This window comes from Streptomyces antnestii (genome assembly GCF_004005495.1).
Lineage (GTDB): Bacteria > Actinomycetota > Actinomycetes > Streptomycetales > Streptomycetaceae > Streptomyces > Streptomyces antnestii.
Window position 1 is genome coordinate 115,392 of record NZ_RZYA01000018.1, and the last position, 12,635, is coordinate 128,026.

At 70.0% G+C, this 12,635-nt stretch carries 10 protein-coding genes, 2 tRNA genes and 1 pseudogene; 5 read left to right on the forward strand and 8 right to left on the reverse strand.

Features of this window, described 5'->3' with window-relative positions; genetic code table 11:
• Positions 1–123: 123 nt before the first annotated feature.
• Together tig and EOT10_RS30185 are read right to left on the reverse strand one after the other, a co-directional pair.
• The gene (gene tig / locus EOT10_RS30180) at positions 124–1,509 is read right to left on the reverse strand and encodes a trigger factor (protein WP_127831537.1); all 1,386 of its coding nucleotides are present in this window, start codon (positions 1,507–1,509) and stop codon (positions 124–126) included.
• Between the two features lie 138 nt (positions 1,510–1,647).
• Positions 1,648–1,724: transfer RNA gene (locus EOT10_RS30185), tRNA-Pro, on the reverse strand.
• Between the two features lie 139 nt (positions 1,725–1,863).
• On the opposite strand from EOT10_RS30185, the gene EOT10_RS30190 reads away from it, so the two are divergent.
• A tRNA-Gly gene (locus tag EOT10_RS30190) sits at positions 1,864–1,934 on the forward strand.
• 100 nt (positions 1,935–2,034) lie between these two features.
• On the opposite strand, the gene EOT10_RS30195 is transcribed toward EOT10_RS30190, so the two are convergent.
• Positions 2,035–2,229 carry a hypothetical protein gene (locus tag EOT10_RS30195; RefSeq protein WP_127831538.1) on the reverse strand — a complete coding sequence of 65 codons (195 nt, stop codon included), beginning with the start codon at positions 2,227–2,229 and terminating at the stop codon, positions 2,035–2,037.
• 535 nt (positions 2,230–2,764) lie between these two features.
• Here EOT10_RS30195 and EOT10_RS30200 point away from each other — a divergent pair.
• Positions 2,765–3,913: an acyltransferase family protein gene (locus EOT10_RS30200; RefSeq protein WP_127831539.1), complete on the forward strand. Its 1,149-nt coding sequence runs from the start codon at positions 2,765–2,767 to the stop codon at positions 3,911–3,913.
• A gap of 11 nt (positions 3,914–3,924) precedes the next feature.
• On the opposite strand, the gene EOT10_RS30205 is transcribed toward EOT10_RS30200, so the two are convergent.
• Positions 3,925–4,371, reverse strand: coding sequence for an HD domain-containing protein (locus EOT10_RS30205; RefSeq protein WP_127831540.1), 447 nt, complete (start codon positions 4,369–4,371; stop codon positions 3,925–3,927).
• 262 nt (positions 4,372–4,633) lie between these two features.
• Positions 4,634–5,782, reverse strand: coding sequence for a PP2C family protein-serine/threonine phosphatase (locus tag EOT10_RS30210; RefSeq protein ID WP_127831541.1), 1,149 nt, complete (start codon positions 5,780–5,782; stop codon positions 4,634–4,636).
• 148 nt (positions 5,783–5,930) lie between these two features.
• Between EOT10_RS30210 and EOT10_RS30215 the strand changes: the two genes are divergently transcribed.
• Positions 5,931–7,160, forward strand: a complete 1,230-nt coding sequence (locus EOT10_RS30215; RefSeq protein ID WP_127831542.1) for a GNAT family N-acetyltransferase — start codon at positions 5,931–5,933, stop codon at positions 7,158–7,160.
• A 13-nt stretch (positions 7,161–7,173) separates the two neighbouring features.
• Here EOT10_RS30215 and EOT10_RS30220 read toward each other — a convergent pair whose 3' ends face one another.
• Complete coding sequence (locus tag EOT10_RS30220) at positions 7,174–7,986, reverse strand: Fpg/Nei family DNA glycosylase (RefSeq protein WP_127831543.1); 813 nt, start codon at positions 7,984–7,986, stop codon at positions 7,174–7,176.
• 144 nt (positions 7,987–8,130) lie between these two features.
• Positions 8,131–8,616: a ribose-5-phosphate isomerase gene (locus tag EOT10_RS30225; protein ID WP_127831544.1), complete on the reverse strand. Its 486-nt coding sequence runs from the start codon at positions 8,614–8,616 to the stop codon at positions 8,131–8,133.
• Positions 8,617–8,789: 173 nt separating this feature from the next.
• Between EOT10_RS30225 and EOT10_RS30230 the strand changes: the two genes are divergently transcribed.
• Together EOT10_RS30230 and EOT10_RS30235 are read left to right on the forward strand one after the other, a co-directional pair.
• Positions 8,790–10,295 (forward strand): amino acid permease, encoded by a 1,506-nt coding sequence (locus EOT10_RS30230; RefSeq protein WP_127831545.1) that lies wholly within the window; start codon positions 8,790–8,792, stop codon positions 10,293–10,295.
• 87 nt (positions 10,296–10,382) lie between these two features.
• Positions 10,383–11,759: pseudogene (locus EOT10_RS30235) on the forward strand (FAD-binding oxidoreductase).
• Positions 11,760–11,792: 33 nt separating this feature from the next.
• Here the strand turns inward: EOT10_RS30235 and EOT10_RS30240 are convergent.
• Positions 11,793–12,371: a biotin transporter BioY gene (locus EOT10_RS30240; RefSeq protein WP_127831546.1), complete on the reverse strand. Its 579-nt coding sequence runs from the start codon at positions 12,369–12,371 to the stop codon at positions 11,793–11,795.
• Positions 12,372–12,635: the final 264 nt, after the last annotated feature.

A 12,635-nucleotide genomic window follows, 5' to 3' on the forward strand; every position in this document is an offset into this window, starting at 1 on the left:
GGGCTTGTCGCGCCCACGCGGCGGAGCCGCAGATGTAACAGCCCCGCGCCCCTGGAGGGCGCGATGGGCCCCGGGACATGACACGTCCCGGGGCCCATCGTGCGTACTGTCAGAGCGAAGCGATTACGCCTCGGTGGTCTCCTCGGCCGCGCCGTCGACGACGGCCTCGACCGTCTCCTCGGCGGCGGCAGCCTCTTCCTCGTCCTCGAGGTCGACGATCTCGCCGTTCGTGTCCTTGACCGTGGCGGCCTCGACGACGACCGCGAGGGCCTTTCCGCGGGCGACCTCGCCGACCAGCATCGGGACCTGGCCGCCTTCGACGACGGCCTGGGCGAACTGGTCGGGGGACATGCCGGAGGACTGCGCGCGCCGCATGAGGTGCTCGGTGAGCTCCTCCTGGTTGACGTTCAGCTTCTCCTTGTTGACGAGCTCGTCGAGCACGAACTGCGTCTTGATGCCCTTGACCGCGGCAGCCTCGGTCTCGGTGTCGAACTCCTCGCGGGACTTGCCCTGGATCTCCAGGTACTTGTCCAGGTCGAGGCCCATCTGGCCGAGCTGGTGGTGCTCGAGGTTGTGCGTGCGGGTCTGGATCTCGTCCGCGAGGAGCTTCTCGGGGACGGGGACCTCGACCAGCTCGAGCAGCTTCTCCAGGACACGCTCCTGGGCCTGCGTGGCCTGGTCGTACTGCTTCATGTTCTCGAGGCGCTTGCGGCTGTCGGCCTTCAGCTCGTCGAGGGTGTCGAACTCGGAGGCGAGCTGGGCGAACTCGTCGTCCAGGCCCGGGAGTTCACGGGCGGCGACCTGGGTGACCTTGACGGTGACCTCGGCCTCCTTGCCCTCGGCGGAGCCGCCCTTGAGCTCGGAGGTGAAGGTGGCCTCGCCACCGGCCTCCAGGCCCTTCACGGCCTCGTCGATGCCTTCGAGGAGCTCGCCGGAGCCGATCGTGTAGGAGACGCCGGAAGCGACGCCGTCCTCCAGGACCTCGCCGTCGACCTTGGCCTCGAGGTCGATCGTGACGACGTCGCCGTCCTGGGCGGCACGCTCGACCGGGGAGGTCGAGGCGAAGCGCTCACGGAGCTGCTCGACGGACTTGTCGACGTCCTCGTCGGAGACCTCGATGGCGTCGACCTCGACCTCGATGCCGGAGTAGTCCGGGATCTCGATGGTCGGGCGGACGTCGACCTCGGCGGTGAAGTTCAGCGTCTCGCCGTCCTTCAGCTCCGTGATGTCGACCTCGGGCTGGCCGAGCACGTTGAGCTCGGCCTCGTTGACCGCTTCGGTGTAGAACTTCGGAAGCGCGTCGTTGACCGCCTCCTCCAGGACCGCACCGCGGCCGAAGCGCTGGTCGATGACGCGGGCCGGGATCTTGCCCTTGCGGAAGCCCTTCACCGTGACCTGCTGGTTGATCTTCTTGTACGCCGCGTCGAGGCTGTCCTTGAGCTCCTCGAAGGGCACCTCGATGCTGAGCCGAACCCGGGTCGGGTTCAGGGTCTCCACGGCGCTCTTCACGGTTCGGTCTCCTTGGGGGCTGACTTCTGGGTTCCTGCCCGGTTAAGAGACACACGGGCACGCAGCTTGCATAGTAACGGCAAGCCGGAGCCGACCCACAACGCGATCTTGAGGAGAGGTTGACGGCTGTTGAGACGCTGGTCGGGGTGGCGGGATTTGAACCCACGGCCTTCCGCTCCCAAAGCGGACGCGCTACCAAGCTGCGCCACACCCCGTCGGTGCGAGACGTAGGGTACATGCACGCGGCCGGTGCGGCTCCCGCATTGCGAGCGGCGGAATGCGGTGTGCGGTGACGGCTTCCGACCCGCTACGATGCTTCCCGTTGCCGCGGTCACCGACCTGCGGCAGTGCTGTGCGGGCGTAGCTCAATGGTAGAGCCCTAGTCTTCCAAACTAGCTACGCGGGTTCGATTCCCGTCGCCCGCTCTTGTGGCCCCGGGCCCGGTTCTCAGGAACCGGGCCCGGGGCTTTTTTGCGTGCCTCGTGCGCCTCGCGCATCTCGTACGCCTCGTGCGCGGAGGTCCGGTCAGAAGCGGATCGAGTTGATCATGCCCGCTATCGAGTTCAAGAACCTCTGGATGTCGTTGGCCATTCCGGTCGAGGCGAGGAAGAACCCGAACAGGATCGCCACGATGGCAGGCCCTGCCTTGATCGACCCTCCCCGGATCAGCACCACGAGAATGATCGCCAACAGCAGTACCACTGACAGCGAAATGGCCACACTGATCACACCCTAGGTCGGTCCGCTCTCCCGGCCCGGGGGTACGACCACGCACACCCCCGCCAGAACCATCGTGCCACCAACACGGCTTCCGTATGCGGCGGGTGACGCATCGTTCGGCCACCGGCGCGCGGGGGCGCGACGGCCCGGCGCCCATGGGGCACATGATCAGCGCGCGTTCCGGGGGCAATTTCGCGGGATCCCGTGGCCGGTAATTCGGCCTGATCGTTTCCATGCACACACAGCATGTCCACATGACGGGCACGAGCGGGCCGGCATGCGTTGTTCGTCGTTAATTCGAATTGTCGCGGCGGACACATCCCGGCCGGTCGAGTGTGACCGATATGCACTATTTAATCGGAATGAAAGCGGTCATAACGGACTGATATGGATGCCTCCCGAAGTTGCGTCCGAAGGCCTGCGGAAACGTCGCGATCGCTATGCCGACTTCTCCGAATCAGGGGTACTCGCGCGCTAAGGAGGATTTGGCGTGAGGGTTTTACGAAATACCGCGGGCGCCGCTAGGGTGCCTCAGATGTTCCGCGCTGCCCCCACCCGAGCCCCGCTCCCTGCGGCACAGAGGACCCCATCACACGAGCCACCGAACACGGCAGCCGCCTCCCCCACGCCGGCCGCCAAGCCCGCGAAACAGCGGGACGCGTTCTTCGACAACGCCAAGTACCTGGCCATCGTCTTTGTCGCGATGGGCCACTCCTGGGAACCGCTGACGGATCACAGCCGCGCCGCCGAGGCGCTCTATATGACCGTCTACACGTTCCACATGCCGGCGTTCATCATCATCTCCGGCTACTTCTCCCGCAGCTTCGACATGCGTCCGGACCGGCTCCGGCGCCTGATCACCGGGGTGCTGGTCCCGTACGTGATCTTCGAGGTCGCGTACACCTTCTTCAAGCGCTGGGCGGACAACGATCCGACGCAGCCCATCAGCCTGCTCGACCCCTGGTACCTGACCTGGTTCCTGGTCGCCCTGTTCGTATGGCGGCTCACCACCCCGCTGTGGAAGATCATCCGCTGGCCGGTGCCGCTCGCGGTCGCCATCGCGGTACTCGCCTCCGTCTCCCCCGACATCGGTGACGACCTCGACCTCCAGCGCGTCCTGCAGTTCCTCCCCTTCTTCGTACTCGGCCTGTTCCTGAAGCCCGAGCACTTCCAGCTGGTGCGCCGGCGCGAGGTGCGGATCCTGTCCGTGCCGGTCTTCGCGGCGGCGGTGGTGCTCGCGTACTGGGCCGCTCCGCGGATGACGTCGGCGTGGTTCTACCACCGCGACAGCGCGCAGGAGCTGGGCGCGCCGTGGTGGGCGGGCGTCGTGATGACGCTCGCGCTGTTCGGCTGCTCGGTCGTCCTCACGGCGTGCTTCTTCGCCTGGGTGCCGCGCCGGAAGATGTGGTTCACCGTCCTTGGCGCGGGGACGCTGTACGGCTACCTGCTGCACGGCTTCATCGCCAAGGGCTCCCGTTTCTGGGGCTGGTTCGACGACTACGCCTGGCTGCACAAGCCGCTGGGCGAGGTGTTCGTGACGGTCGTCGCGGCGACCGTCGTGACGGCGCTGTGCACGCCGCCGGTGCAGCGGATGTTCCGCTTCGCCATGGAGCCCAAGATGGAATGGGCGTTCAAGAAGGACGCGGCCCAGCTGGCGCGCGACCGCGGACGCGCCAAGGCCTAGGTTTACGACAACTACGGCTGGGCGCGCAGGCCCAGGAGTGCCCGCATCGTCGCGTACTTCTGGGTCAGGCGCTCCCGCGTCGGCGGGTCCAGTGCCGCGAGGCGGGCCGGGTCCGCGTTGTGGGCCAGGTCCGACTCCTTGACCAGGAGCGCGCCCGGAGTGGCCAGAATTCGCTCCGCGTACGCCTCCTGAGGTTCGCCGGCGCGCTTGGTGAGGGCGAGGACGACGGCCTTGGTGCGGTCGGTGAGGGCGGCGGTGTCGAGCCAGTCCCGCGAGAGCGCGTCGTCCTCGACCGCGTCGTGCAGCCAGGCCGCCGCGATCTGCTCGTCGTCGCCGCCCCGGGCACGTACCCCTTCGGCGACCGCCTCCAGGTGTTCCGTGTAGGGGCGTCCGGCCTTGTCGGTCTGGGCGGCGTGGGCCCGGCGTGCCAGGGCCTCCACCTCGGCGAGGGTCAGCATGTCGCCGACCCTATGTCTCGCGCGGGCTGGCCCGTCGGGGAGTTTCAGGGTGCGGCTTCGTCGCGGGGTGCGGCTCCGGTGGGGGCTGGTCGCGCAGTTCCCCGCGCCCCTTGAGATGCGCACTGCGTGCGCCATCTCATCGGGGCAATGCTGCGCGCAGCGCATGCATTTCAGGGGCGCGGGGCTGTGTCATCAGCGACTCCGCCGCGTGGGCGCGACCAGCCACGACGAAGCCGCACCCGGCAACGAACCCGCAGCCCCCTCACGCCTCCCGGCATATGAGGAGCAGCGCCCTGTCGTCGTTGACGTCCTTGGCCACCGCCTCGATGAGGTGCCAGGCCGCGCCGTGGAAGCCGCCGGAGACATAGCGGTCCGCCTCGCCGGTGAGGCGGTCGATGCCCTCGGCGATGTCCCGGTCGGACGTCTCGACGAGGCCGTCCGTGAAGAGCATCAGCACGTCGCCGGGGCGCAGCGAGCCCTTGATGGGGTCGAACTGGGCACCGTCGTACACGCCGAGGAGCGGGCCCTCGGCGGCCTTCTCCTCCCAGCGCCCGCTGCCCGCGCTGAGCTGGAGGCCCGGCGGGTGCCCCGCGGAGAAGAGTTCGTAGTCGCCCGACTCCAGGTCGAGGACCAGGTGGATGGAGGTCGCGAAGCCCTCGTCCCAGTCCTGGCGGAGCAGATACGCGTTCGCGGCGGGCAGGAAGGCGTGCGGCGGGAGCGAGCCGAGCAGGCCGCCGAAGGCGCCGGACAGGAGCAGGGCCCGTGAGCCCGCGTCCATGCCCTTGCCCGAGACGTCCGTGAGGACCGCCTCCAGGGTCCGGCCGCCGTTCGTGCGGGCCGCGACCACGAAGTCACCGGAGAAGGACTGGCCGCCGGCCGGCCGCAGCGCCATCTCGCGGTGCCAGCCCTCGGGCAGCTGCGGCAGCTTGCTCTGGACGCGGATGCGTTCGCGCAGGTCGAACAGCATGGTGCCACCGCGCCGCCAGGGCACGCCGACGCGGCTGCGGAACTGGGCGATGAGCAGGCCGAAGAAGCCGCAGGCGGCCACGACGAGGACGGTGCCGGGGGTGACCCGGGCCGCGCCCTCCGCGTAGGGGCCGAGCTTGGCCGATTCCACGATCATCGCGGCCGCGGCGGCCGCGTACAGGCCGAGGAGGCTGGCCGGGCGGAGCACCAGGCCGCCCGCCACGATCGGCAGGACGAGCGCCGTCGGGGAGCACCACACCGGGTCGACGAGGGTTCCGAGGGTGATGACCGGGACGGTGAGGAGCAGTCCCACGAGCGCGACCCAGTCGGAGCCCTCGCCGCGGAAGTAGTCGACACCCGACTTGCGCAGCGCGATGCGGGCCCGGTGCAGTCTCATCTTCATCCGGGCCGGAAACGTCTCGGCTTGCGCGCGTCGTCCTGCCATTGCTCGTGGACCCTATCCATCGGGCCACGGGCTTCGCACGGGAGGTCCCACTTGTCCCTCTTCCCGGGCCTCTTGGGGTGGCCGAAGGGGGCCGCACGGCGGGGAAAATCTCTCGCTTCGTCCGCGGTGTCCTGGTAGGGATGGGCTTATGACGACGGACGTACGCGTGCTGCGCCGGGACGACTGGAACGAGTGGTACGGGAAGCTGGAGCTGGCCTTCGGAGGCATCCCCGAAGCCCCCGAGGCGCGCGCACTCTATGAAGACCTCACGGAGTTCGACCGGTCGATCGGCACGTGGGACGGCGACCGGTGCGTGGGGACCGCGGGGGCGTTCACGTTCCGGGTGACGGTGCCCGGCGGCGCGCAGGTACCGGCGGCGGGCGTCACGATGGTCAGCGTCGCGGCGACGGACCGGCGGCGCGGTGTGCTGACGTCGATGATGCGGCGCCAGCTCGACGACGTACGGTCCTGGGGCGAGCCTCTGGCCGTGCTCACCGCGTCCGAGCCCGCCATCTACGGGCGCTTCGGGTACGGGATCGCGACCCGCCAGGCCTCCGTCGAGATCGACTCGACGCGCGTGCGGATCGACGCGCCGGCCGGCACGGACGACGTACGGCTGCGGTTCGCCGGCGTCGCGGAGGCCGCCGCCGAGTGCGAGGCCGTGTACGTACGGACGATCGGGTCCCGGCCCGGCATGCTCGCCCGCAGGCCCGGCTGGGAGCGCCTTCCGCTGCTCGACCCGCCGCAGGAGCGGGAGGGCGCGTCGCCGATGCAGTGCGTGCTGGCCGAGCGGGACGGGGAGACGGTCGGCTACGTCCGCTTCCACAACAAGCCGGAGTGGGACGCGGCGGGCCCCAAGGGCCGGATCACGCTGCGGCACATCGACGCGCTCGACCCGGCGGCGTACGCGGCGCTGTGGCGCTTCCTCCTCGGCATCGACCTGACGTCGGCCGTGCACGCGCGCAACCGGCCCGTCGACGACCCGTTGTTCTCCCTCGTCAGCGACATCCGGCGGTGCCGGGTGGGCGTGCGGGACTCGATGCACGTACGGCTCGTGGACGTGGGCGCTGCGCTTGAGGCCCGTACGTATCAGGTGCCCGTGGACGTCGTGTTCGACGTCGAGGACGACTTCTGTCCCTGGAACGCGGGGCGTTGGCGGCTGACCGGGGACGCGAAGGGAGCGTCCTGCAAGCGGACCGGGGACGAGCCCGATCTCGCCCTGTCCGTACGGGAGTTGGGCGCCGCCTACCTCGGTGACACGTCCCTGGCGGCGCTCGCGCGCGCCGGGCGGGTACGGGAGCTGCGGCCGGGCGCGGTCGACGAGGCGGCGCTCGCGTTCGGGTCGACCGTGGCGCCGTGGCTGCCGCACGGGTTCTGAGCCGGCGGGCCGGTCAGCGCGCGGGCTGGCACCTCGGGCACCAGAACAGGTTGCGGGCCGCGAGGGCCGCGGTGCGGATCTCGGTGCCGCAGAGGTGGCAGGGCATCGTGGCCCGGCGATAGACGTACACCTCGCCGCCGTGGTCGTCGACGCGCGGCGGGCGGCCCATCGCCTCGGGGGTGTGCTCGGGGCGGACGGTGTCGATGCGGTTGTGGCGGACGCCCTCGCGCATCAGCGCGACCAGGTCGGTCCAGATCGCCGTCCACTCGGCGGGGGTGACGGCCCTGCCGGGGGTGTACGGGTCGATGCCGTGGCGGAAGAGGACCTCGGCGCGGTAGACGTTGCCGACGCCCGCGATGACCTTCTGGTCCATGAGGAGCGCGGCGACGGTGGTGCGACTGCGGGAGACGCGGGCGTATGCCCTGGCCGGGTCGTCGGCGGGGCGCAGGGGGTCGGGGCCGAGGCGGTCGTGTATCGCCTGCTTCTCGGCGTCCGTGATCAACGCGCAGGTCGTGGGGCCGCGCAGGTCCGAGTAGTGGGTGTCGCTCAGGAGGCGGAGGCGGACGGTGTCCGTGGGGGGTGGGGCGGGGGTCTCTCCGAGGGTGTACTTGCCGAAGAGGCCGAGGTGGATGTGGATCCAGCCGGTTTCTGCGAAGCCCAGGAAGAGGTGTTTGCCGTGGGCTTCCGTGGTGTCCAGGACCTGGCCGTCCAGGAGGGCGGCGCTGTCCGAGAACTTGCCCTGCGGGCTCTTCACCGTCACCGGGTGGCCTGTGAAGCGGGTGCCGTGGTCTTGGGCCAGGCGGTGGATTGTGTGGCCCTCGGGCACGGGTTCTTTTTCTCCTGGATCTTCGGGTGCGGGTGGGTGGGGGCGGGGGTGGGGGTTTTACTCCCCCAGCCCGCCCCTTCCCGAAAGACCGGGGCTCTGCCCCGGACCCCGCTCCTCAAACGCCGGAGGGGCTGAAAGCAGGGGTTACGCCTGCGGATGGTGGGGCGGGATTGCGGGGAGTTCGCCCGTTTCCTCGTAGTGCGACAGCATCTCGATGCGGCGCGTGTGGCGGGGCTCGTTCGAGTACGGGGTGGAGAGGAAGATCTCGACGAACTTCGTCGCCTCTTCCTGCGTGTGCATGCGGCCGCCGATGGAGACCACGTTCGCGTTGTTGTGCTCGCGGCCGAGGGCCGCGGTCTGCTCGCTCCAGGCGAGGGCCGCACGGACGCCCTTCACCTTGTTCGCGGCGATCTGCTCACCGTTGCCCGAGCCGCCGATCACGATGCCGAGGGCGTCCGGGTCCGCCGCCGTCCGCTCCGCGGCGCGGAGGCAGAACGGGGGGTAGTCGTCCTGGGCGTCATAGATGTGGGGCCCGCAGTCGACGGGCTCGTGGCCGTGGGCCTTGAGCCATTCGACCAGGTGGTTCTTGAGTTCGTAGCCGGCATGATCCGAGCCGAGGTACACGCGCATGGGTCCGAGTGTGGCACGTCCCGCCGGGGCACGGCGCGGTCGGGTCGTCGTGGCGGCCCGGGCCGGCCGGCGGCGGCGAGTCGAAAATCACGATCCGGATTCAGGTCTTCCGTCGGGTATGCACCGGGGGTTTCAATGCCTGGGCTCGTGACCCGAGACTTAAGGATTCGTCCATGACCTCGCAACCCTCCCTTGCGAAGGCCGACCAGGCGTCCCACAATCCTGGAGCATCACACCCCGAGAACGGCCGGACCGGCACCACCGGTCCAGACGGTTCACAGGGTTCCGACGGACTCAAGGCCGGCCTCAAGAACCGGCACCTCTCCATGATCGCCATCGGCGGTGTGATCGGCGCCGGCCTCTTCGTCGGTTCCGGTTCGGGCATCGCCAAGGCCGGACCCGCGATCCTCGTCTCGTACGCCCTCGTCGGCACGATGGTCGTCATGGTGATGCGGATGCTCGGCGAGATGGCCGCCGCACGGCCGTCCTCCGGCTCCTTCTCCGCCTACGCCGACCAGGCGCTCGGCCGCTGGGCCGGCTTCTCCATCGGCTGGCTCTACTGGTTCTTCTGGGTCGTCGTACTGGCCGTCGAGGCCACCGCCGGCGCCGTGATCCTCAACGGCTGGGTACCGGCCGTGCCGCAGTGGGCCTGGGCCCTGATCGTGATGGTCGTCCTGACCGCGACGAACCTGGCCTCGGTCGCCTCGTACGGCGAGTTCGAGTTCTGGTTCGCCGGGATCAAGGTCGTCGCGATCGGCGCGTTCGTCATCATCGGCCTGCTCGCCGTGTTCGGTGTACTGCCGGGTTCCGACAACCCCGGGGCGGGATTCGCGCACCTCACGGACGCGGGCGGGTTCATGCCCAACGGGCCCGGGTCGATCCTGACCGGCGTACTGATGGTCGTCTTCTCCTTCATGGGCAGCGAGATCGTCACGCTGGCCGCCGGCGAGTCCGAGGACCCGCAGCGCGCCGTCACCAAGGCCACGAACAGCGTGATCTGGCGTATCGGCGTCTTCTACCTCGGCTCGATCTTCATCGTCCTGACGCTGCTGCCGTGGAACGACAAGTCGATCACCAAGGACGGCTCGTACGTCGCGGCCCTGAACTCGATCGGTATCCCCCACGCCGGTCAGGTCATGAACGTCATCGTGCTGACCGCGGTGCTGTCCTGTCTGAACTCCGGTCTCTACACCGCTTCCCGCATGGCGTTCTCGCTCGGCCAGCGCGGTGACGCGCCCAAGGCGTTCGCGAAGACCAGCAAGCGCGGGGTGCCGCAGGCCGCGATCCTCGGGTCGGTCGTCTTCGGGTTCCTCGCCGTCTGGTTCAACTACCAGTGGCCGACCACCGTCTTCAACTTCCTCCTCAACTCCTCCGGCGCCGTCGCCCTCTTCGTCTGGCTCGTCATCTGCTTCACGCAGCTGAGGATGCGCGGGATGATCCTGCGCGAGCAGCCGGAGAAGCTCGTCGTGAAGATGTGGCTCTTCCCGTATCTGACGTGGGCGACGATCGCGATGATCTCGTTCGTGCTCGTCTACATGCTCACCGACGACGCGGGGCGCGAGCAGGTCGTCCTGTCGCTGCTCGTGGCGGCCCTCGTGGTCGGCTTCGCGCTGGTGCGCGAGCAGGTGCAGAAGCGGAAGAAGGTCTCCGCCGGACCGGCCGACGAGCTGACGGGCTGACCGGCTGACCGGCTGACGCCGGCTCCTCCGGGATGACCCCGGAGGAGCTCACGGTGAATGTCAGTGGCGTCGTGCAGAGTTGGGCGCATGGACTCCGACGACACTCGTGCACACAGCCAACTGCTCGTCCTGCGGCCCGGCGACGCCGGGTACGACGAGGAACTGGCCGGTTTCCAGACCGGTTTCACCCAGCGGCCCGACGTCATCTACGCGGCAACCTCCGCGGACGACGTCGTGGCCGCTGTCTCGTACGCGGCCGGGGCCGGCCTGCCGGTCGGCGTGCAGGCCACCGGGCACGGCCTGCCCGGGACCTCTCAGGGCGGCGTACTGATCTCCACGCGGCGCATGGACTGCGTCGTCGTGGACCCGGCGGCGCGCACGGTGCGTGTGGCGGCCGGGACAAGGTGGGGGCAGGTCGTCGAGGCGGCCGCGCCGCACGGGCTCGCTCCCTGGGGGTACCTCCCACGCCCTTAAGGCAGTGGGGGAGGTTCGGCGCCGGGCGTGGGAGCGGTCTCGTACACCCTTGGCGGTGGACTCGGCATCCTGGCACGGGAGTTCGGGTACGCGGCCGATCACGTCCGGTCCCTCGACATCGTCACGGCGGACGGGCGCCTGCGCACGGTCTCCGCAGACGCCGAGCCCGGACTCTTCGCGGGGCTGCTCGGCGGCGGCGCGGACCTCGGCGTCGTGACGGCCATGGAGACGGCCCTGGTGCCGGTCGCGCGGCTCTACGGGGGCGCGCTCGCCTATGACGGGACCGAGGTCGACCCGGCAGCCGTCCTGCGGGCGTACACCGACTGGGCGCGGACCGTGCCGGACACCCTGACGTCGTCCCTGGGCGCCATCGCCTACCCGGACATCCCGGTGCTCCCGCCGCAGCTGCGCGGCCAGTACGTGGTCTCGGTACGGATCGCCTTCACGGGGAGCGCGGCCGAGGGCGAGCGGCTCGTCGCGCCGTTGCGGGCGGCGCTCGGACCGGCCGCGTCGGACACCGTGCGCGAGATGCCGTACAGCGAGAGCCACACCATTCACAGCGACCCGGACTTCCCGCACGCCTACTACGGGGACAGTGTGGTGCTGAGCGAGCTGGACGAGGCGGGCGTCGCCGAGCTGATCAGGATGTCCGGGCCCGGCGCGCGGGGCATGCACGTGGTGCAGGTGAACCAGCTGGGCGGCGCCCTGGCGCGGCCCGCGGCGAACTGTGTGCCGTACCGGGACGCGGGGTGGCTGGTGCGGATCCTGTCGCCGCTCGACGCCTCCGGCACCGAGGCCGCGCGCGCCCATCACACGCTGGCCTTCAAGCAGGTGGAGGGCCGGGCCGTGGGCCGGTCGCTGAACTTCTCGTTCGGCGGCGGGGACCGTACGGAGGGGCTGTACGACGCGGAGACGCGGAAGAGGCTCGCCGTGTTGAAGGCCGCGTACGACCCGGCGAACCTCTTCCGGAGGGACTTCACGATGCGCTGAGCGCGCCTCGGCAGGGACTGCTTTCGGCAGCGACTACTTGTCGGCGAACTTCCAGGCGGTGGGCAGCACGCCCATCGCCAGGGCCGCCTTCAGGGCGTCGCCGATCAGGAACGGCGTGAGGCCGGCGGCGACCGCCTGCGTCAGCGTCATGCCGGTCACAGCGGCGAGGTAGGGGACGCCGACCGCGTAGATGAGGGCGGAGCCGAGGACCATCGTGCCCGCGGTGCGCAGGACCGAGCGGTCGCCGCCGCGCCGGGCGAGCGCGCCGACGACGGTGGAGGCGAGCAGCATGCCGATGACGTAGCCGAAGGAGGCGCCGCCCGCGCCGGAGGTGCCCTGCGCGAACCACGGCACGCCGGCCATGCCGACGAGCGCGTACAGAGCGAGCGAGAGGAAGCCGCGGCGGGCGCCGAGCGCGGTGCCGACGAGGAGCGCGGCGAAGGTCTGCCCGGTGACGGGGACCGGCGAGCCCGGCACGGGCACGGCGAGCTGGGCCGCGATGCCGGTGAGGGCGGCGCCGCCGAGCACGAGCGCGATGTCACGCGTCCGCGAAGCGGGGAGCAGGTCGGCCAGGACCTTGCCGGGGCGGGTGGAGACGGCAGCCGTACTCATCGGGACTCCGCGGGGGTGAGAACAGGTAGGGACAGGTGGCGACTTCGTGACGCTATCCCAGTGCCCGATCCCCGATCACGGTCACTGCTCGACAAAGGGTGACGGCGGGGGTTGGTGGGGTCCGCACAAAGCCCGTGGTTCATGCGCGGGTTGGGGTGATGCTCGTCACTGAGGCCAGGGGCGAAACGGGCCGTTTTTGCGCCCGGAGGCGGGCGCCGGGGAGACTGTAGGTTCCTGCCAAACCCGAGCGAGCCCCGAAAGCGG

Bases quoted from the DNA above. Each gene is read 5' to 3' on its own strand.
- EOT10_RS30200 (WP_127831539.1), top strand. From the start codon at position 2,765: ATGTTCCGCGCTGCCCCCACCCGAGCCCCGCTCCCTGCGGCACAGAGG.
- EOT10_RS30205 (WP_127831540.1), bottom strand. From the start codon at position 4,371: ATGCTGACCCTCGCCGAGGTGGAGGCCCTGGCACGCCGGGCCCACGCC.
- EOT10_RS30210 (WP_127831541.1), bottom strand. From the start codon at position 5,782: ATGGCAGGACGACGCGCGCAAGCCGAGACGTTTCCGGCCCGGATGAAG.
- EOT10_RS30215 (WP_127831542.1), top strand. From the start codon at position 5,931: ATGACGACGGACGTACGCGTGCTGCGCCGGGACGACTGGAACGAGTGG.
- EOT10_RS30225 (WP_127831544.1), bottom strand. From the start codon at position 8,616: ATGCGCGTGTACCTCGGCTCGGATCATGCCGGCTACGAACTCAAGAAC.
- EOT10_RS30230 (WP_127831545.1), top strand. From the start codon at position 8,790: ATGACCTCGCAACCCTCCCTTGCGAAGGCCGACCAGGCGTCCCACAAT.
- EOT10_RS30240 (WP_127831546.1), bottom strand. From the start codon at position 12,371: ATGAGTACGGCTGCCGTCTCCACCCGCCCCGGCAAGGTCCTGGCCGAC.